Genomic DNA, 17,278 nt, shown 5'->3' with positions numbered 1-17,278 from the left:
TTCAATCAACTAGTGTAAGCGGAAACGCCTCTCATGCTCGATAACCTGACTCAACGGCTGTCGCGCGTCGTCAAGACGCTGCGCGGCGAAGCCCGCCTGACCGAGGCCAACACCCAGGAGATGCTGCGCGAAGTGCGCATGGCGCTGCTGGAGGCCGACGTGGCGCTGCCCGTGGTGCGCGACTTCGTGGCGCGCGTCAAGGAAAAGGCCCTGGGCGAAGAAGTGGCCGGCAGCCTCAGCCCCGGCCAGGCCCTGGTGGGCGTGGTCCACAAGGAGCTGACCAGCCTGATGGGCGGCGACCTGGGCGAGCACGCCGGCGAGCTGTCGCTGGCCACCCAGCCGCCCGCGGTCATCCTGATGGCCGGCCTGCAGGGCGCGGGCAAGACCACCACCACCGGCAAGCTGGCGCGCTGGCTGTCCGAGGGCCAGCACGTCCAGAACGGCCGCAAGACGGGCAAGAAGAAGGTGCTGGTGGTCAGCGCCGACGTCTATCGCCCGGCCGCCATCGAGCAGTTGAAGACCGTGGCCGCCCAGGTCGGGGTGGATTTCCTGCAGTCGGATGCGAGCCAGAAGCCGGAAGACATTGCCCGCAACGCGGTCGACCATGCGCGCCGCCACCACTACGACGTGCTGATCGTCGACACGGCCGGCCGGCTGGGCATCGACGAGGCCATGATGCGCGAGATCCGCGCGCTGCACGACCTGGTCAAGCCGATCGAGACGCTGTTCGTGGTCGACGCGATGCAGGGCCAGGACGCGGTCAATACCGCGCGGGCCTTCGGCGACGCGCTGCCGCTGACGGGCGTGGTGCTGACCAAGCTGGACGGCGACGCGCGCGGCGGCGCGGCGCTGTCGGTGCGGCATGTCACCGGCAAGCCGCTGAAGTTCGTCGGCGTATCCGAAAAGCTGGACGGCCTGGAGCCGTTCCACCCCGAACGCATGGCGCAGCGCGTGCTGGGCATGGGCGACATCGTGTCGCTGGTCGAGCAGGCGCAGAAGAACATCGACATCGCCGAGGCGCAGAAGCTGGCCTCGAAGATCAAGTCCGGCAACAAGTTCGACTTGAACGACTTCCGCGACCAGCTGGGCCAGGTCAAGAAGCTGGGCGACATGGGCTCGCTGCTGGAAAAGCTGCCCGCGCAGTTCCAGCAGGCGGCCGGCCAGCTGCAGGGCGGCCAGGCCGAGAAGCAGCTGCGCCGCACCGAGGGCATCCTGAACTCCATGACGCCGGGCGAGCGCGCCAAGCCCGAGCTGATCAAGGCGTCGCGCAAGCGCCGCATCGCCGCCGGCGCCGGCGTGCCGGTGCAGGAAGTCAACCGCCTGCTGTCGCAGTTCGAGCAGATGCAGGGCATGATGAAGCAGATGAAAAAGGGCGGCATGGCCAAGATGATGCGCGCCATGGGCGGCATGAAGGGCCTGGGCCGCTTTGGCGGCATGCGCTAGCGGCGAGCGTGGGCGTGCAATAAAAAAACGGCCAGACTTTGCGTCTGGCCGAATCGATCGGGGCTAAGCGGGGATAGCCGCCCCGATACAAACCGGCAAACGCTGCGGGGTTTGCCGGTCTGTCCTGGTTGTTACTCGGTAAGCGGCGGAATGCGCAGCACCTGGCCCGGGTAGATCTTGTCCGGATCGCTGAGCATGGGCTTGTTGGCCTCGAAAATCGTCGGGTACTTGGCGCCCTTGCCCTTGCCGTAGTTGGCTTCGGCGATCTTCCACAGGGTATCGCCCTTCTGCACCGTGTACATCACGGCGGCGGGGGCGGCCTGCGCGGTCTGCAGCTGGTTGTCCACCTGCGCCACGCCCACGGTGTTGCCCAGGGCCAGCACGATTTTCTCGGCCGCCTCGGTCGAGGCCGCGTTGCCCTTGACCGTGACCTTGTCGCCATCGACGGAGATGTCCAGCCCTTCGGCCGACAGCCCGTGCTTGTCCAATTCCTTTTTCAGCTCGTCGGCGGTCGCGGCCTTCGCTTCGCTGGCGCCGAACAGTTTCTCTCCGACTTCCTTGATGAAGTTGAGCAAGCCCATTTTTCTTCCTTGTGCGTTGAAAAAAGCATTGATCGCGAAAACGATTATGGGTGCAGCGGCGGCGCGGGTGATGCAGCAAGATGTAACGTCTTGCAGCTTCATGCTGCCGCCGCGGCGCCCGCGGACGGACGGCCTCGCGAGTTAGCCGCCGCCCACCGCCACGACGATTTCGATCTGATCGCCATCGTCCAGCAGGGTATCGCCATGTTTGCTTTTGGGCACGATTTCGCCGTTGCGCTCGACCGCCACGCGCTTGCCCTGGTAGCCCAGGGTTTCCAGCAGTTCGACGACGGTGGTCTGCAGAGGAAACTCGCGCGCCTCGCCGTTCAATGTGATGTGCATACGGATCTCCTCAAGCGGGGTTGGCTGCGTAAGTATCGGTAGCCTGGATCAGCCGGGCCAGGATGCCGGGTTCGTCGAACGCGTGGCCCGCGTCCGGAATCAGGTGGAACTGCGCCTGCGGCCAGGCGCGGTGCAGGTCCCAGGCGGTGCGCGCCGGCGTGCACACGTCGTAGCGGCCCTGCACGATGGTGCCGGGTATGCCGTGCAGCTTGTGCGCATCGCGGATCAGCTGGCCTTCCTCCATGAAGCCGCCATGCACGAAGTAGTGGTTCTCGATGCGGGCGAAGGCCAGCGCCGCGCGGTCGGCCGCATGGCTTTGCTGGTGGCGCGGGCTGGGCAGCAGGGTGATGGTGTGGTCTTCCCAGCGGCTCCAGGCCTTGGCCGCGCGCAATTGCTCGGCCGGATCGTCGCCGGTCAGGCGCCTGTGGTAGGCCGCGATCAGGTCGCCGCGCTCTTCGGGCGGGATGGGCGCCACGTATTCTTCCCAGCGGTCGGGAAACAGCCACGACGCGCCTTCCTGGTAGAACCACTGCACTTCGGCGCGCCGCAGCCCGAAAATCCCGCGCACCACCAGTTCGCTGGCGCGTTGCGGGTGGGTCTGCGCATAAGCCAGCGCCAGGGTCGAGCCCCACGAGCCGCCGAACACCAGCCAGCGCTCGGCGCCCATGACCTCGGCGCGCAGGCGCTCGATGTCGGCCACCAGGTGCCAGGTGGTGTTGTTCTCCAGGCTGGCGTGCGGCAGCGAGCGGCCGCAGCCGCGCTGGTCGAACAGCAGCACGTTGTAGCGGCGCGGGTCGAACAGCTGGCGGTGCACCGGCGAGCAGCCGCTGCCCGGGCCGCCATGCAGGAATACCGCCGGCTTGCCCTGCGGGTTGCCGCACAGCTCCCAATAGATCTGGTGGCCGTCGCCGGTGTCCAGGGTGCCTTGGCGATAGGGTTCGATCGGTGGATAGAGCATTCAGGCTCGCTTGAACATCAGGTCCCAGACGCCGTGGCCCAGGCGCAGGCCGCGCGTCTCGAACTTGGTTTGCGGACGGAAATCCGGGCGCGGTGCGTAGCCGTCGACGGTATTGCGCAGCAGCGGCTCGCCGCTCAGCACTTCCAGCATCTGGACCGCGTAGTCTTCCCAGTCGGTGGCGCAGTGGATGTAGCCGCCCGGCGCCAGCCGGCTGGCCAGCAGCGCCACGAAGGGCGGCTGCAGCAGGCGGCGCTTGTGGTGGCGCTTCTTGGGCCACGGATCGGGAAAATACACGTGCACGCCGGCCAGCGAGTCGGGGGCGATCATGTCGCGCACCACTTCCACCGCGTCGTGCTGGACGATGCGCAGATTGGCGATGGCCGATTCCTCGATGCGGTGCAGCAGCGAGCCCACGCCGGCGTTGAAGACTTCCACGCCCAGGAAATTGTCGCCCGGGCGCGCCAGGGCGATTTTTTCGGTGGTCTCGCCCATGCCGAAACCGATTTCCAGGATGGTGGGCGCCTGGCGGCCGAAGGTGGCGGCCATGTCCAGGGGGCGCGGCGCGTACGGCACGGACCACTTGTCCATCAGCTGCTCCAGCGCGTCGCGCTGGCGCTGCGTGATGTGGCCGCGGCGGTGCACGAAGCTGCGGATATGGGTGGCGCCCGGGCTGGCGGGGGCGTGCTCGGCGCTGGCCAGCGCGGCCTGGGTGGCCTCGCTCAGCGGGGCGCCTTCGGGAGGATTGGCGGGGGTGTTCGTATTCATAGGCTGAATTGTAGTAGGGCCGCGACCCCGGCCGGCGGGCCGCTGGCTACAGGTATAGTTCATCACTGCGTATCTGTCACGGCACCCCATCCATGAATCCAGCCCGCTTCGATCTGGTCACGCTGGCGCTGTTTGTCGCGGTGGCGCGCCAGGGCAGCATTTCGGCCGGCGCGCGCCAGTCGCACCTGGCGGTGGGCGCGGCCAGCAAGCGCATTTCCGACCTGGAGAGCGCCCTGGGCACGCCGCTTCTTTACCGCACCGCGGCCGGCGTCGAACTGACCGACGCCGGCCAGGCCTGCCTGGCGCACGCCCTGCGGGTGCTGCAGGAGGTCGAGCACATGGCCGGCGTGCTGTCCGATTTCGCGCAAGGCGTGCGCGGCCAGGTGCGCATCGCCGCCAACACTTCGTCGATCACCCAGTTTCTGCCCGAAGACCTGGCCGGCTTCATGCAGCGCCATCCGGCCGTGCGCATCCACCTCGAAGAGCAGAACAGCAGCGACATCGTCACCGCCGTGGCCGAGAACCGCGCCGACGTCGGCATCTTCGCCGACCGCACGCCCGCGGCCGGGCTGACCACCGTGCCGTACCGGCTCGACGAGCTGGTGCTGATCACGCCGCCGCGCCACCCGCTGGCCGCCCGTGCCCAGGTGGCGTTTGCCGACACGCTGGACTGCGACTACGTCGGGCTGCCGCCGGCCACTTCGCTGGCCACCCGCCTGGCCGACGAGAGCGCGCAGCTCGACAAGAGCATCCGGCTGCGCATCCAGGTGCGCAGCTTCGACGCGATCTGCCGCATGGTGGTGGCCACCGGCGGCGTCGGCATCCTGCCGCGCATCGCCGCCGAGCCGCACGCGCGCTCGATGCAGGTGCGGCTGATCCCGCTGTCCGACGACTGGGCCCAGCGCTGGCTGCTGCTGGGCGTGCGCGACCTCGACAGCCTGCCGGTGGCCGCGCGGCTGCTGGTGCGCAGCCTGGCCGAAGGGGCGGCCTGAGGCGCCGCCGGCCTTCTCCATCCACGAAAGCCCCCTTGCCCATTTGCTCATACCTGCCGCGCGGCAATTGCCCGCACACTGCTGCTCCATATAAGCCACGAATACGGAGACGACATGGCGGGGCAGATACTGGCCGGCATACGGGTGCTGGAGCTCGGGCAACTGATCGCGGGGCCCTTTGCCGCCAAGACGCTGGCCGACTTCGGCGCGCAGGTCATCAAGATCGAACCGCCGGGGCAGGGCGACCCGCTGCGCAAGTGGCGCCTGCTGCATGAGGGCACCTCGGTCTGGTGGGAGGCGCAGTCGCGCAACAAGCAATCCGTGTGCGTGGATCTGCGCCAGCCCGAGGGCCAGGACCTGGTGCGCCAGCTGGCCGCCCAGGCCGATGTGCTGATCGAGAACTTCCGCCCCGGCACCATGGAGAAATGGGGCCTGTCGTGGGAGACGCTGCATGCCCTCAACCCGCGGCTCATCATGCTGCGCATCTCGGGCTACGGCCAGACCGGCCCCAAGGCGCAGGAGCCCGGCTTCGCCGCCATCGGCGAAGCCATGGCGGGGCTGCGCTACCTCAACGGCGAGCCCGGCCGCGCGCCCGTGCGCGCCGGCCTGTCGCTGGGCGACACCGTTGCCGGCCTGCACGGCGCCATGGGCGTGCTGCTGGCCCTGTACCAGCGCGATGCGCGCGGCGGGCAAGGGCAGGTCATCGACGCCGCCCTCTACGAGAGCATCTTCAACCTGAGCGAGAGCCTGCTGCCCGAGTACTCCGTATTCGGCGCCGTGCGCGAGCCGGCCGGCGCCGCGCTGCCGGGCATCGCCCCGTCCAACGCCTACCCGTGCCGCGACGGCTACGTGCTCATCGCCGGCAATGGCGACGCCATCTTCCAGCGCCTCATGCAGCGCATCGAACGCAGCGACCTGGGCGACGACCCGGAACTCGCGCACAACGACGGCCGCGCGCGCCGCGCCCACGAGCTGGACGCGGCCATCGGCGCCTGGACCGCCCAGCGCGACATCGGCAGCGTGCTCGAGGCCATGCGCGCGGCCGGCGTGCCGGCCGGGCGCATCTACAGCGTGGCCGACATCGCGCAAGACCCGCACTACCAGGCCCGCGGCGCCATCGCCCGGCTGCGCGCGGCCAGCGGCATCGAGGTCGACATGCCGGCGGTCTTTCCCTGCCTGTCGGACAACCCGGGCGCCATCCGCGAACGCGCCCCGCTGCTGGGCGAGCATACCGACGCCGTGCTGGAAGAGGCTGGGCTCGACGATGCGGCGCGCGCCGGCCTGCGCGCCCGTGGGGTGATCGCATGAACGGCCCGCAACGCATCGAGATCAACGAAGTCGGCCCGCGCGACGGCCTGCAGATCGAGCGCACCCTGGTGGCCACCGACGACAAGGTCGCCTTTGTCGACGCTTTGTCGGCCTGCGGCTTCGCGCGCATCGAAGTCACCAGCTTCACCTCGCCCAAGGCCATTCCCGCCCTGGCCGACGCCCAGGACGTCATGCGCCGCATCGCGCGCAGGCCCGGCGTCGTCTACACCGCGCTCATCCCCAACATCCGCGGCCTGGAACGCGCGCTGCAGGCCGGCACCGACGAGATGAACCTTGTCATGTCGTGCAGCGAAACCCACAACCGCGCCAACCTGCGCATGACGCGCGAGCAGTCCTTCGACGAGCTGGCCGCCATCCTGCGCCGCGCCGGCGAGGCCGGCGTGCCGTGCAACGTATCGCTGTCGACCGCCTTCGGCTGTCCCTTCGACGGCGATGTGCCGGCCGACGACGTGATGCGGCTGGCGCGCCAGCTGGCCGACGCCGGCGCCCAGGGCATCACCCTGTGCGACACCACCGGCATGGCCTATCCCACCCAGGTCGCGCGGCTGTGCGAGACCTTCCAGCGCGCCTTGCCCCGCACCGCGCTGACCGTCCACCTGCACAACACGCGCGGCATGGCGCTGGCCAACGCCGTGGCCGCCTGGCAGACCGGCGTCACGCGCTTTGACGCCGCCGCCGGCGGCCTGGGCGGCTGCCCCTACGCGCCCGGCGCCAGCGGCAACGTCAACACCGAGGAAATCGTGCACATGTTCGATTGCATGGGCGTGGCCACCGGCGTCGCGCTGGCGCCCCTGCTCGACATCGTGCGCGGCCTGCCCGGCCTGGTGCAGCGCGCCCTGGCCAACCCCTTGCTGGCGGCCGGCCCACGCCTGGCCACCCACCAGCCGCCGGCCTGGCTGGCCGAGCGTTTCCCGGCCGCCTGACGGCGGCCATCGTCACCACAGTACCCATAACAAACAGGAGACCAACCATGCACATTGCCAAGCTACGCCTGCTGCGCGGCGCCGCCCTGGCCGCCACCCTGGCCGTGGGCGCCACCGCCGCGCACGCCAGCGACTATCCCCAGCGGCCCATCTCGCTGATCGTTTCGGCCGCGCCGGGCGGCACCACCGACATCGCCGCGCGCCTGATCGCCCAGCCCCTGGGCCAGGCCCTGGGCCAGACCGTCGTCGTCGACAACAAGCCGGGCGCCTCCGGCGGCATCGCCGGCCAGATGGTCGCGCGCGCCCAGCCCGACGGCTACACCCTGCTGCTGCAGTACTCGGGTTTCCAGGCCATCACCCCGCACGTCTCCACCAACCTTGGCTGGGATCCCATCAAGGACTTCGCGCCCGTCGCCAACGTCCTGTCGGCCCCGCAAGTCGTCGTCGTGCGGCCCGACCTGCCCATCAAGACCCTCAAGGACCTGGTCGACTACGCCAAGGCCAACCCCGGCAAGCTGAACTACGCCTCCTCCGGCAACGGCTCGCTGCAGCAGGTGGCCACCGAACTGCTCAACCAGATGGCCGGCATCCAGATCGCCCACATCCCCTACAAGGGAACCGGCCCGGCCTTGAACGACCTGCTCGGCGGCGCCGTCGACCTCACCATCACCACCCCGCCGCCGCTGCTGGGCCACATCGCCGCCGGCAAGCTGCGCGCCCTGGCCGTCACGGGCGACAAGCGCCTGCCCAGCCTGCCCGACGTGCCCACCGCCGCCGAAGCCGGCTACCCCGACCTCATCGTCTCGTCGTGGTTCGCCATGTACGCCCCGGCCGGCACCCCGCCCACCATCGTCGAGAAACTGTCGGGCGAAATCCGGAAAATCATGGCCACCGACGCCTTTCGCCAGAAAGCCGCCGAGCAGGGCGCCGAGGCGCGTTACATGGATCCCAAGCAACTGGGCGCCTACACCCAGGAAGAACTGGACCGCTGGGGCAAGGTCGTCAAGGCCGCCAATATCAGCGCCAACTGAGGCTGCGTGACCGCCCGCCCGCCGCGCGTGCGCGCGGCGCCGCTGGGCGCTATAATGCGCAGCTTCCCCGGCCCCTTGCGGGCCGGCGGCATCCAGAGCGGGTGTAGTTCAATGGTAGAACGGCGGCTTCCCAAGCCTCAAGCGTGGGTTCGATTCCCATCACCCGCTCCAACTCCCACCAAATATCAAGTGGCTACCGCGCCGCTCATGCAGAGGCATGCGGACGCTGGGGCTCGATTATCGGTGGCGTTGCCCCAAAATTGGCCCAGGTCTCCCAGACGCGCGGGCTGAATTTCAATGCGATTTTCCGTGGGGGTAGCAGGCTTGCTCCGCAGGTGTAGCGACTGGGCGGGTATGAACAGGCATGGTTCACCCAAGCCTGAATTTTTTGATGATTGCTATAACTTTGCGCAAGATTGAGGGGGGCTGGGGCGACAGCAAGCATTCTCGGTTCAGGCTGGTCATCGTCTGAGTCTGGCCGCAAGCACGAGCGCATTCCAGTCATCCGGCGGATTCCCTCTATCCAGCATCTTCCTGAATACACGATAAGCATCGTCGTCGCTTTCATAAGCGCGCTTCGTGTCTTCATCATTGACCCACGCCACCACGATGATCTTGCTGGCCGCATGGTATCGAAAGAACAATCGGTACTGCTGGAAGAATTTGGCCAGGAACCAATGCTTGTGCTGGTCTCCCAGCGTTCCACCTTGCCGATATTCCGCCCGAGTCGGATCTTGAGGGATGACCTCGAACGCCAATTTCGCGATAGCGGCCAAGCGCTTCGTGGCATTGCGTCGATGGTATCCGTCCGGATCTTTGCGCTTCAATGCTCCAACCTGCTGCTGAAGACTTTCCAGTTGCGCACGAAAGAGCGGATGCAGGTAGATGGTCCAGCCGTTGACCGTAACGGGGCCATTCGATTCAGCCGTCATTCGTCATCCGCGGACAGCGGCGCATCGAAGTCGATATCTCCAGCCTCGAGTGCGGCCTTTTTCATATAGGCAAGCAAGTCGTCCGACAAGGGGACGAGGCGTTCCGGATGCGACGCGATGTCGTGGGCGAGGAAAGCCAGGAATGCCCCAAGCACGGGGTCTTCCTCACCAGCTTCTTTGGCACGCGAGAGCACCACTTCGCCGTTGGCGCGGATGCTGTAGTGAATCTTGTCGCGTTTCTTCAGGCCGAGGGCTCGCCTTACCGTTTCGGGAACAGTGGTCTGGTAGCGTTCGGTGAGGGTGGATTCGACATCCAGGGTCGCGGGCATGCTGATCTCCCAAGGGCAGATAAAGCATGGTAATGCAATTGCATTACCATGTCTGGGCAGAGATCATGCGCCCATGCGCAATCTCGTGTGTCGCGCCCCAGGCTCCTTGGTGCGTTCCAAATCCGTCAGATGGCCGCACTCACTCACGCTTGGTTGGCTCGACTCCAAGACAGAAGGCTGCTGCTGCAGCGGTTTTCTCTGAGTGCGTCCTGATCGAGGAAAGCATCTCGAGAGTATGGTTCTATATAAGTCCAAATATGAATGTTTAATTTTATATATAACTCATATTTGATGGTTTATGCAAAATTTGGCGCATTGATTGTGCTGTGCCGGTGTGCTCAAATATGAGTGCCTATCGGCGGTTTTCACCCATATTTGAGCAGGTGCCCGCATGCCGACTTCCGAACAGAGAAATTCCAGCCCGCGGGTCGCGATGCCTCGGCCTGTGGAGCGTGCGTTGCAACGCCTTGGACAGGACATCTCCACCGCGCGCCGTGTGCGTCGCTTGAGCCAGGAAGACCTGGCGCAGCGTGTCGGCACTTCGCTCAGTACAGTCAGGCGTATGGAAGACGGCCATCCCGGCACGGCCTTGCATACTTTCCTGCGTGCCTTGCATGTGCTTGGCCGTCTTGACGATGTGCTGCGCGTGATGGCCACCGAGAATGATGTGCTGGGGATGGAACTGGTGCGGGAGCAACTGCCGCAACGCGTGCGCACGGTTCGCGGCAGCAAACCGCGAGTGGGTCGTTCCGCTGTCGCCAAAGAAGGTACGTCCGATGACGCCGATGAACTGGAGGGCTTCTGATGGCGACCAAGTCCTCGAGGCGTCAGGACCTGGAAGTGCATCTGGGATCCGCCGGCCAGGTTGTCGGGCGCTTGTATCTGGGCAGCGGCAAGCGCAGTGCGTTCAGCTACGACGAGCGCTGGTTGCGCGATGCGAGGTTCTTCACGCTGTCGCCTGATTTGCTGCCCGTCCTCAGCGTACAGCACCGGGCGGAGGTCGCTCAGGCAGTGGACCGCTGGCGTGTCGTGGCCAGAGGGCTCGGCATGCAAGGCACTGATCTGGTGGATTTCGAGCCCGCATTTGCGTAGGGCCGTACTATCCAGGCCCATCAAACTGGCACGAATTGCCGTAAATCGTCGCTGCAGTCGTGCGTGAAAGAGCGGGTGCGGACAGCGATGGTCCAGCCATTGCTTGCGACGTGGCCGCAGCGCGTTCCGCCGCCTTTGAAATCCCCCTACAACCCCAGCGCCGCCCGTAACGCCTGGACTTTCTCGTTGACCCGCTTGGCGCGATAGATCAGCGCGACCTGCGCGCTGGCCGGCGAGGGCGAGATGCGGATGGGGGCGACCGTGCCGGGGGGGACGTTCTGCAGCGTTTCGCCGTGCGCGAAGCCCAGCCCTATGCCGGCCACGACCAGCTGGATGCTGGTGGTGGGGTTGTTGGCCTCGACCACGGGCACCGGGGGCAGCAGCCCGGCGCGGCGGAAGACCCAGTCTATCTCCTTGCGCAGCATCGAGTCCTGGGCGGGCAGGATCCAGTCTTCGTTCACCAGTTTCGCCAGCGGCACGGGGCGGCGCGATCTGGCGAACCGATGTTCGGGGGGCGCGACGAGCTGGTAGTTCGATTCGTAGAGTTTTTCCTGGTGCAGCGGCATCTTGACGGCTTCGATGTGCTGCGGCGCGTAGGTGGTGACGAGCGCGTCGGCGTCGCCTTCCTGGAGCGCGGCGAACAGTTCGGGCACGGGGCGCTCGATCAGCTGGACGTGCACGCGCGGCCGCAAGGCGGCCAGGCGGCTGATCACCATGGGCATGACGCTGTGCGCGACGAAGTGCGGCGCGCCGACGCGGATCAGCGCCGCGACTTGCGGTCCGAGATTGATTTCCTGCGGGACGCGTCCCAGCTCTTCGAGGATCTGCCGCGCGCTGCGCGTGGCAGCGATGCCGTGTCCGGTCGGCGACAGGCCGCGCGAGGTGCGCACGAACAGCTGCACGCCCAGCACGCCCTCGATTTCTTCCAGCATGCGGCTCAAGGCGGGCTGGGTGACGTGCATTTCCTGCGCGGCGGCCCTGAGGCTGCCTTCGCGCGCCAGCGTAAGCAGCAGCTGGAAATGGCGAAAGCGCAGGCGCGAGGCGAGCCGGTTGAGGTCGGGGTCGAGGAGGTCCATTGCGATAACAAGGGGTTTTCACACGATAAGAAGATATTACTTCAGCAAATCGCTGATGCCTCCTAAGATTTGCGCAATCGATGCACTGCTCAGGAGCTGCAATGCTGCATGCGAAGCGAGTGTTTCCGGCACGGCGGGCGTTTGTTGCCGCGCTGGCCGTTCTGATGCTTTGCGCCGGGGCTGGCGCGGATGCGCAGGGGGATTGGCCGGCGCGGCCGATCCGGGTGGTGACGCCGTTTCCCGCCGGGGGGATCAACGATACGGTGATCCGCATCGTGTGCGACAAGGTCGCGCCGGCGCTGGGGCAGCCGATCATCGTCGAGGTGAAGGCGGGCGCGGCGGGAGGCATAGGCACGGATTTCGTGGCCAAGAGCGAGCCGGATGGATATACCTGGCTGGCCTCGTCGGGGCCGGTGTTCACGGCGGCGCCGGCGCTTTTCAGCAGCCTGCCTTTCGATCCGCTCAAGGATTTCCGCGCGGCGGCGATGCTGGCGACGGCGCCGAACATCCTGGTGGTGCCGCCGCAGCTGCCGGTGTCGAATCTGCGTGAGCTGGTCGCCTATGCCAGGCAGGCGCCGGGCGGCATTTCGTATGCGACGCCGGGCGCGGGCAGTTCGGCGCACCTGGGGACCGAGGCGTTCATGCGCGACGCGGGTTTCAGCGCCACGCAGGTGGCGTACCGGGGCGCGCCGCCGGCCCTGCAGGACCTCATCGGCGGGCGGGTGCAGTTCATGATGGTGAGCGCGAGCCTGGCGGCGGCGCAGATCGGCGCGGGCAAGCTCAAGGGCCTGGCCGTGATGGACACGCGCCGCTACCCGGGCGCCGCGGATATTCCGACGGTTGCCGAGGCGGGGTTCAACGTCGAGCCGGTGGTGCCTTGGTTCGCGATCCACGTCCCGGCGCGCACGCCCGAGGCGATCGTGGCGCGCATCAATCGCGAGGTCGCCGCGGCGCTGGCGGATCCCGAGGTCCGGGCCAGGTTGCGCAAGGCCGGCGCGGCGGCGGCCGAGCCGGCGGCGCCGCGGCGGATCGATGCGGCGATGCAGGCCGAGGCGGCGCGTTTCCAGGCGCTGGCGCGCGAGCAGAATCTAAAGCAGCAATGATGAGGGGGCGGTGCAGTCATGGCGTCGATTGAAGGGAAGGCAGGTGGGTCCGCATCGGTTTTCGAGTTGATGAACCCCGCTTCCGTGGCGGTGGTCGGGGCGTCCGAGGACCGCCGCAAGTTCGGCGGCCGCATCCTGCATTTGTTGAACAACCAGGGGTACCAGGGCCGGATTCTGCCGGTCAATCCGGTGCGCGCGGAGATCCTGGGGCACCAGGCCTACCGTTGCATCATGGATCTGCCGCACGCGCCGGACCTGGTGATCCTGGCGATTCCCCGGGACCTGGTCGTCCAGGCCGTGTCCGACTGCGGCGATATCGGCGCCAAGGGGGTGATCGTCGTCGCGTCGGGGTTCTCGGAGTCGGGCGATGAAGGGGCCCGGCTGGAGCAGCAGCTGCTTGCCGTCGCGCGCGAGAAGGCGGTGCGCCTCATCGGGCCGAATTGCGTGGGCGTCGTCAGCCCCGCCAACGGGTTTTCGTTGGCGACCACGGTGTCCCTGGTGGACCGCGCCCCGGTGAAGGGGCACATCGGCCTGATAAGCCAGAGCGGGGCGGTCATGGGGACGATGATCGATCGCGGCATCAGCCAGGACGTCGGCTTTTCCCATTGCATTTCCGTGGGCAACCAGGCGGACCTGGATTTCTGCGATTTCGTCGATTTCATGATCGACGATCCGGGCACGCACGTGATCTGCACCTATGTCGAAGGCATCAGGCGTGCGGATCTGTTCCTGCGCGCGGCCGCACGCGCCCAGGCGGCGAACAAGCCGTGGCTGCTGATGAAGTCGGGCAGGACCGAGGCCGGCGCCGCCTCGGCGTTCTCGCATACGGCGAGTCTTGCGTCGAACCAGGCGATCCTCGATGGCGTGTGCCGCCAGTTCGGCATTGTGCAGGTCGACGACGTCGAGGGCATGCTGGTCGCGGCGTCCGGCTGGAACAAGTATCCGGACATGCGGGTCCGCTCGGTGGCGGTCCTGTCGCCGTCCGGCGGCGGCTGCACGATCGCCGCGGACCGGCTCAGCGATATCGATGTTCCCCTGGCCCGGTTCTCCGATAGCGCCACGGCGGCGCTTGCGCCGCTTTTCGATGGCCCGGTGCGCAATCCGGTGGACATCGGCGCGGCCAACGACGGCGCCGCGATGGGCTACGTCGAGACGATCCACCGGGCCGCGCTGCAGGACGAACAGGTGGACCTCGTGCTGTCCGTCGTGACCAACGCGCCGGTGCTTACCGAGGTCGGGAGAATGATAGGCGATGCGGCCAGGGCGGTGGCCCAGCCGCTGCTGGCGGTCGTCATGCCCGGCGGCTATGCCGAGGGGGCGCGCGAGCATCTGGCCGCGGCGGGCGTGCTGTGCACCGATTCGCTGGACGCGGCGATGCGCGCCATCGACGCCTGGCATGCGTGGGCGCGGCGGCCGGCGGCCAGCAGTGCGGTCCGGCCGCAGGGGCTGCCCGTCCCGCAGCCGGGCGGCGCCGGCCGCCTGGACGAGGCCGGGGTCAAGCGGCTGCTGGGGCGCTACGGCATTCGCGTCAACGAAGGGCGGGTCGCCTCGACGCCCGATGAGGCCGCGGCCGCGGCCCAGGCGCTGCGCGCGCCGTACGTGGTCAAGGTGATCAGCGACGACATCAGCCACAAGACGGAGGTGGGCGGCGTCAAGCTGGGCCTGGCGGACGGCCCCGCGGTGCGGGCGGCGGTCGTGGAGATGGCGGCGCAGGTGCGGCGCAAGCGGCCCGATGCGCGGGTCGATGGCTTCCTGGTGCAGGAGTTCGTGCGCGGCGAGCTGGAGTTGCTGCTTGGCCTGAAGCAGGACGCGCAGTTCGGCGTGACCCTGGCCGTCGGCGCCGGCGGCACGCTTGCCGAGGTCCTGCGCGACGTGCTGTTCGCGCCGTGTCCGATCTCCAGGGAGAGCGCCGGGCGGCTGCTGGAGCGGCTCAAGCTGGCGCCGCTGTTCGGCGGCGTGCGCGGGGGGCCGCCGCTGGACGTGGCGGCGGTGGCGGACGCGATGGTCCGCCTGAGCTGGCTCGGCCACGACCTGCGCGACAGCCTGCAGGAGCTGGACATCAACCCGTTGCTGGTTCTTGCCGACGGGGCGGGATGCGTCGCGGTGGACGGGCGCGCTCTGTCGGGTTGAGACGGACCGCGCCCGACGCTTTATTCAAGTTCGACAGGAGGAGAACATGGAAGTCACTTACCAGTCGCTCGACGGGATTGCGCTGATCACGATCGACAGGCCGCAGCGGGGCAATTCGATGAACCCGGCGGTGGTCCGGGAACTGGCCCGGGCCTGGGAGCGATTCTCCGACGGGGATGAGCTGGTCGCGGTGATCACGGGCGCGGGCGACGATGCGTTCTGCACCGGGGCGGATCTCAAGGAGTTGCCGGGCGAGGTATGGCGCGCGCTGCCCAACTTCGCGGTGCCCACCGACAAGCCCATCATCGCCGCGGTCAGCGGCCATGCCGTGGGAGGAGGCTGCACCCTGGCGCTCTACGTGGACATGATCGTCGCCAGCGAGTCGGCGAAGTTCGTCTATCCGGAGGCGAAGCTGGGCATCTTCCAGGGAATCATGGGGGGCTTTCCCAGAAAGCTGCCTTACGCGGCCGGGTTGGAGTGGATCACGACCGGCGACCCCATGTCCGCGCAGCGCGCATACGAACTGGGTTTCGTGAACAAGGTGTGCAAGGTGGGCGAGCAGGTCGAGGTGGCGCTGGAGATGGCCCGGAAGATTGCCGGCAACGCGCCGCTGGTTGTGCAGGCCATGAAGCACCTGGCGCTCAAGACCTTGCCGGCCAACCCCATGGAAACCTTCTATCCGCAAAAGCGCATGCTCGAGGCGATCGCCCGGAGCCAGGATGCCGAGGAGGGTCTCCAGGCGCTGCGCGACAGGCGCGCTCCGGTATTCAAGGGCCGCTAGGCGGCGGCGGTTCGCGGGACGGCGCGCGCAGACGAGCCTGCCCATTTCGATCAGGATGTGCACAGGAGACAAATCATGATTCGTTCTTCGTTGGTCCGTTGGTCGGTTGCCCTGGCGATGCTGGGCTGTCTGTCGGGCGTCGGCGCCGCGGGTGCGGCCGCCGGGTTTCCGGCGCAGCCGATCACGCTCGTCGTCCCCTACCCGCCGGGCGGCACGGCCGACAGCCTGGCCCGGGTGCTGGCCAAAAGTATGGGCGCGCGGCTGGGCGTGAACATGATCGTGTTGAACAAGGGCGGGGCGGGCACGGTGGTCGGCACGCAGTTCGTGGCCAATAGCGCCGCTGACGGGTACACGCTGCTGTTTACCGCCACGCCGTTCGCGATCAATCCGTCGCTGTTCGAAAAGCTGCCCTATGACACGTTGAAGGATTTCACGGTCGTGTCCGATATCGCCGAGACGCCCCTGGTCGTGGCGACCGGTTCCGGCACGTCCATCAATACCCTGGGCGAGCTGGTGGGCCGGCTGAAAACCGGCAAGGACAATTCATATGGCTCCGCGGGGCCGGGCAGTTCGCCGCACCTGGTCAGCGAATTGCTGCTGCACGAGGTGCAAGGGGAGGCGACGCACATTCCGTATCAGGGCAGCATGCCGGCGGTGATGGACCTGGTCGCCAATCGCACGACGTTCATGTTCGATACGCCGCTGTTGATGCTGCCGCTGGCCAGGGAGGGCAGGCTGAAGCTGCTTGCGCAAACGTCCACGCAGCGCTCGCCCCTGCTGCCCGCGGTGCCCACGCTGCAGGAAAGCGGGTATCCGAACCTGAGCGTGACGTCATGGTTCGTGGTTGCCGCGCGCTCGGGCACGCCCAGGGAGGTGCTCGAGAAGCTGAATTCGGCGATCAATGCCGCGCTGGCCGATCCGGTCGTCGCGGGCGCCTACGAGGCGCAGGGGATGATCAAGACCGGCGGGACGCTCGACAAGGCGCAGGCCAAGCTGCGCCAGGAAGTGAAGAACTGGGCGCTGGCGGTGCAGGTGTCCGGGGCCAAGGTGCGCTGATCCGGCCGGGGCGCCCGTGCAGGAGGGCGATGGCCAGCCCTCCCTGGCGCGCGGCCCGGCCGCGATCCGCTGCGCCGGAGGCAATCGGGATCGCGTGTTTCCGGATTATCCCGGCAATAATGAATTTGGATATTACATATTAATATTCAGGGCGTTGTTTTTGAATAAGATAATTCAATAATCAATAATAAATAAAAGCAGATCGATATTTCCGCCGGCAGCGGAGGCTACGCACCGGCGACGCACGCCGTCCCGCCTGGCCTGTCACGCATGCCGCGCCGGCGCTCGATCTCCGGGGCGTGCACAGCCAGGCCCCTTTGCATGCTGCCGGCGGTTTCGCGCCTCCAGGCGGACCCATAATGCATTTACTGCATTATGACTTCATGGAATATCCGGCACGCAAATCGGAAATTGA

General features: G+C 67.3%; 18 protein-coding genes and 1 tRNA gene. 12 read left to right on the top strand and 7 right to left on the bottom strand.

The window, feature by feature from the left end:
- The first annotated feature begins 33 nt into the window (after positions 1–33).
- A complete protein-coding gene (ffh, locus tag CAL11_RS21665; RefSeq protein WP_033462963.1) occupies positions 34–1,443 on the top strand; it encodes a signal recognition particle protein in 1,410 nt (469 codons plus the stop codon).
- Positions 1,444–1,574: 131 nt separating this feature from the next.
- On the opposite strand, the gene lysM is transcribed toward ffh, so the two are convergent.
- The 4 genes from lysM to trmB form a co-directional block, all read right to left on the bottom strand.
- On the bottom strand, positions 1,575–2,024 hold the full coding sequence (lysM, locus tag CAL11_RS21660; RefSeq protein ID WP_033462962.1) for a peptidoglycan-binding protein LysM: 450 nt from the start codon (positions 2,022–2,024) through the stop codon (positions 1,575–1,577).
- Positions 2,025–2,165: 141 nt separating this feature from the next.
- The gene (gene thiS, locus CAL11_RS21655; RefSeq protein ID WP_003807812.1) at positions 2,166–2,366 is read right to left on the bottom strand and encodes a sulfur carrier protein ThiS; all 201 of its coding nucleotides are present in this window, start codon (positions 2,364–2,366) and stop codon (positions 2,166–2,168) included.
- Between the two features lie 10 nt (positions 2,367–2,376).
- On the bottom strand, positions 2,377–3,324 hold the full coding sequence (pip, locus tag CAL11_RS21650) for a prolyl aminopeptidase (RefSeq protein ID WP_033453654.1): 948 nt from the start codon (positions 3,322–3,324) through the stop codon (positions 2,377–2,379).
- The gene (trmB, locus tag CAL11_RS21645; RefSeq protein WP_167382556.1) at positions 3,325–4,089 is read right to left on the bottom strand and encodes a tRNA (guanosine(46)-N7)-methyltransferase TrmB; all 765 of its coding nucleotides are present in this window, start codon (positions 4,087–4,089) and stop codon (positions 3,325–3,327) included. It abuts the gene before it with no gap.
- A 92-nt stretch (positions 4,090–4,181) separates the two neighbouring features.
- Here trmB and CAL11_RS21640 point away from each other — a divergent pair, with 92 nt between their 5' ends.
- The 5 genes from CAL11_RS21640 to CAL11_RS21620 all read left to right on the top strand — a co-directional run bounded on the left by CAL11_RS21640 (position 4,182) and on the right by CAL11_RS21620 (position 8,535).
- Positions 4,182–5,081 carry a LysR substrate-binding domain-containing protein gene (locus CAL11_RS21640; protein ID WP_086094224.1) on the top strand — a complete coding sequence of 300 codons (900 nt, stop codon included), beginning with the start codon at positions 4,182–4,184 and terminating at the stop codon, positions 5,079–5,081.
- Between the two features lie 114 nt (positions 5,082–5,195).
- Entirely contained in the window at positions 5,196–6,389 is a 1,194-nt protein-coding gene (locus CAL11_RS21635; protein ID WP_033462958.1) for a CaiB/BaiF CoA transferase family protein, read from the top strand.
- Positions 6,386–7,333, top strand: coding sequence for a hydroxymethylglutaryl-CoA lyase (locus CAL11_RS21630; RefSeq protein ID WP_086094223.1), 948 nt, complete (start codon positions 6,386–6,388; stop codon positions 7,331–7,333). The genes CAL11_RS21635 and CAL11_RS21630 overlap by 4 nt, the downstream gene beginning before the upstream one ends.
- 47 nt (positions 7,334–7,380) lie before the next feature.
- The gene (locus CAL11_RS21625) at positions 7,381–8,364 is read left to right on the top strand and encodes a Bug family tripartite tricarboxylate transporter substrate binding protein (RefSeq protein ID WP_086094222.1); all 984 of its coding nucleotides are present in this window, start codon (positions 7,381–7,383) and stop codon (positions 8,362–8,364) included.
- Between the two features lie 97 nt (positions 8,365–8,461).
- Positions 8,462–8,535 (top strand) — tRNA-Gly (locus CAL11_RS21620).
- A 290-nt stretch (positions 8,536–8,825) separates the two neighbouring features.
- On the opposite strand, the gene CAL11_RS21615 is transcribed toward CAL11_RS21620, so the two are convergent.
- Positions 8,826–9,296 carry a type II toxin-antitoxin system YhaV family toxin gene (locus CAL11_RS21615; protein WP_086094221.1) on the bottom strand — a complete coding sequence of 157 codons (471 nt, stop codon included), beginning with the start codon at positions 9,294–9,296 and terminating at the stop codon, positions 8,826–8,828.
- Positions 9,293–9,625, bottom strand: coding sequence for a type II toxin-antitoxin system PrlF family antitoxin (locus CAL11_RS21610; protein WP_086094220.1), 333 nt, complete (start codon positions 9,623–9,625; stop codon positions 9,293–9,295). Before CAL11_RS21610 ends, CAL11_RS21615 begins: the two co-directional genes overlap by 4 nt.
- Positions 9,626–10,016: 391 nt before the next feature.
- Between CAL11_RS21610 and CAL11_RS21605 the strand changes: the two genes are divergently transcribed.
- Entirely contained in the window at positions 10,017–10,430 is a 414-nt protein-coding gene (locus tag CAL11_RS21605) for a helix-turn-helix domain-containing protein (RefSeq protein ID WP_086094219.1), read from the top strand.
- Entirely contained in the window at positions 10,430–10,717 is a 288-nt protein-coding gene (locus CAL11_RS24585; protein ID WP_244172871.1) for a hypothetical protein, read from the top strand. The genes CAL11_RS21605 and CAL11_RS24585 overlap by 1 nt, the downstream gene beginning before the upstream one ends.
- Before the next feature lie 146 nt (positions 10,718–10,863).
- Here the strand turns inward: CAL11_RS24585 and CAL11_RS21595 are convergent, their stop codons facing one another.
- A complete protein-coding gene (locus tag CAL11_RS21595; protein ID WP_086094218.1) occupies positions 10,864–11,793 on the bottom strand; it encodes a LysR family transcriptional regulator in 930 nt (309 codons plus the stop codon).
- A 101-nt stretch (positions 11,794–11,894) separates the two neighbouring features.
- On the opposite strand from CAL11_RS21595, the gene CAL11_RS21590 reads away from it, so the two are divergent.
- The 4 genes from CAL11_RS21590 (at position 11,895) to CAL11_RS21575 (ending at position 16,863) form a co-directional block, all read left to right on the top strand.
- Positions 11,895–12,896, top strand: coding sequence for a Bug family tripartite tricarboxylate transporter substrate binding protein (locus CAL11_RS21590; protein WP_244172870.1), 1,002 nt, complete (start codon positions 11,895–11,897; stop codon positions 12,894–12,896).
- Between the two features lie 69 nt (positions 12,897–12,965).
- Positions 12,966–15,026, top strand: coding sequence for an acetate--CoA ligase family protein (locus CAL11_RS21585; RefSeq protein ID WP_244172869.1), 2,061 nt, complete (start codon positions 12,966–12,968; stop codon positions 15,024–15,026).
- 46 nt (positions 15,027–15,072) lie between these two features.
- Entirely contained in the window at positions 15,073–15,807 is a 735-nt protein-coding gene (locus CAL11_RS21580) for an enoyl-CoA hydratase/isomerase family protein (RefSeq protein WP_086094216.1), read from the top strand.
- A gap of 75 nt (positions 15,808–15,882) precedes the next feature.
- Positions 15,883–16,863, top strand: a complete 981-nt coding sequence (locus CAL11_RS21575; RefSeq protein WP_167382555.1) for a tripartite tricarboxylate transporter substrate binding protein — start codon at positions 15,883–15,885, stop codon at positions 16,861–16,863.
- The last annotated feature ends 415 nt before the right edge of the window (positions 16,864–17,278 follow it).

The sequence above is a fragment of the Bordetella genomosp. 6 genome (assembly GCF_002119705.1).
GTDB lineage: Bacteria > Pseudomonadota > Gammaproteobacteria > Burkholderiales > Burkholderiaceae_B > Bordetella > Bordetella bronchiseptica_F.
Note: the sequence above shows the minus strand (reverse complement) of the source record. Positions and strands in the feature narration are given on the sequence as shown.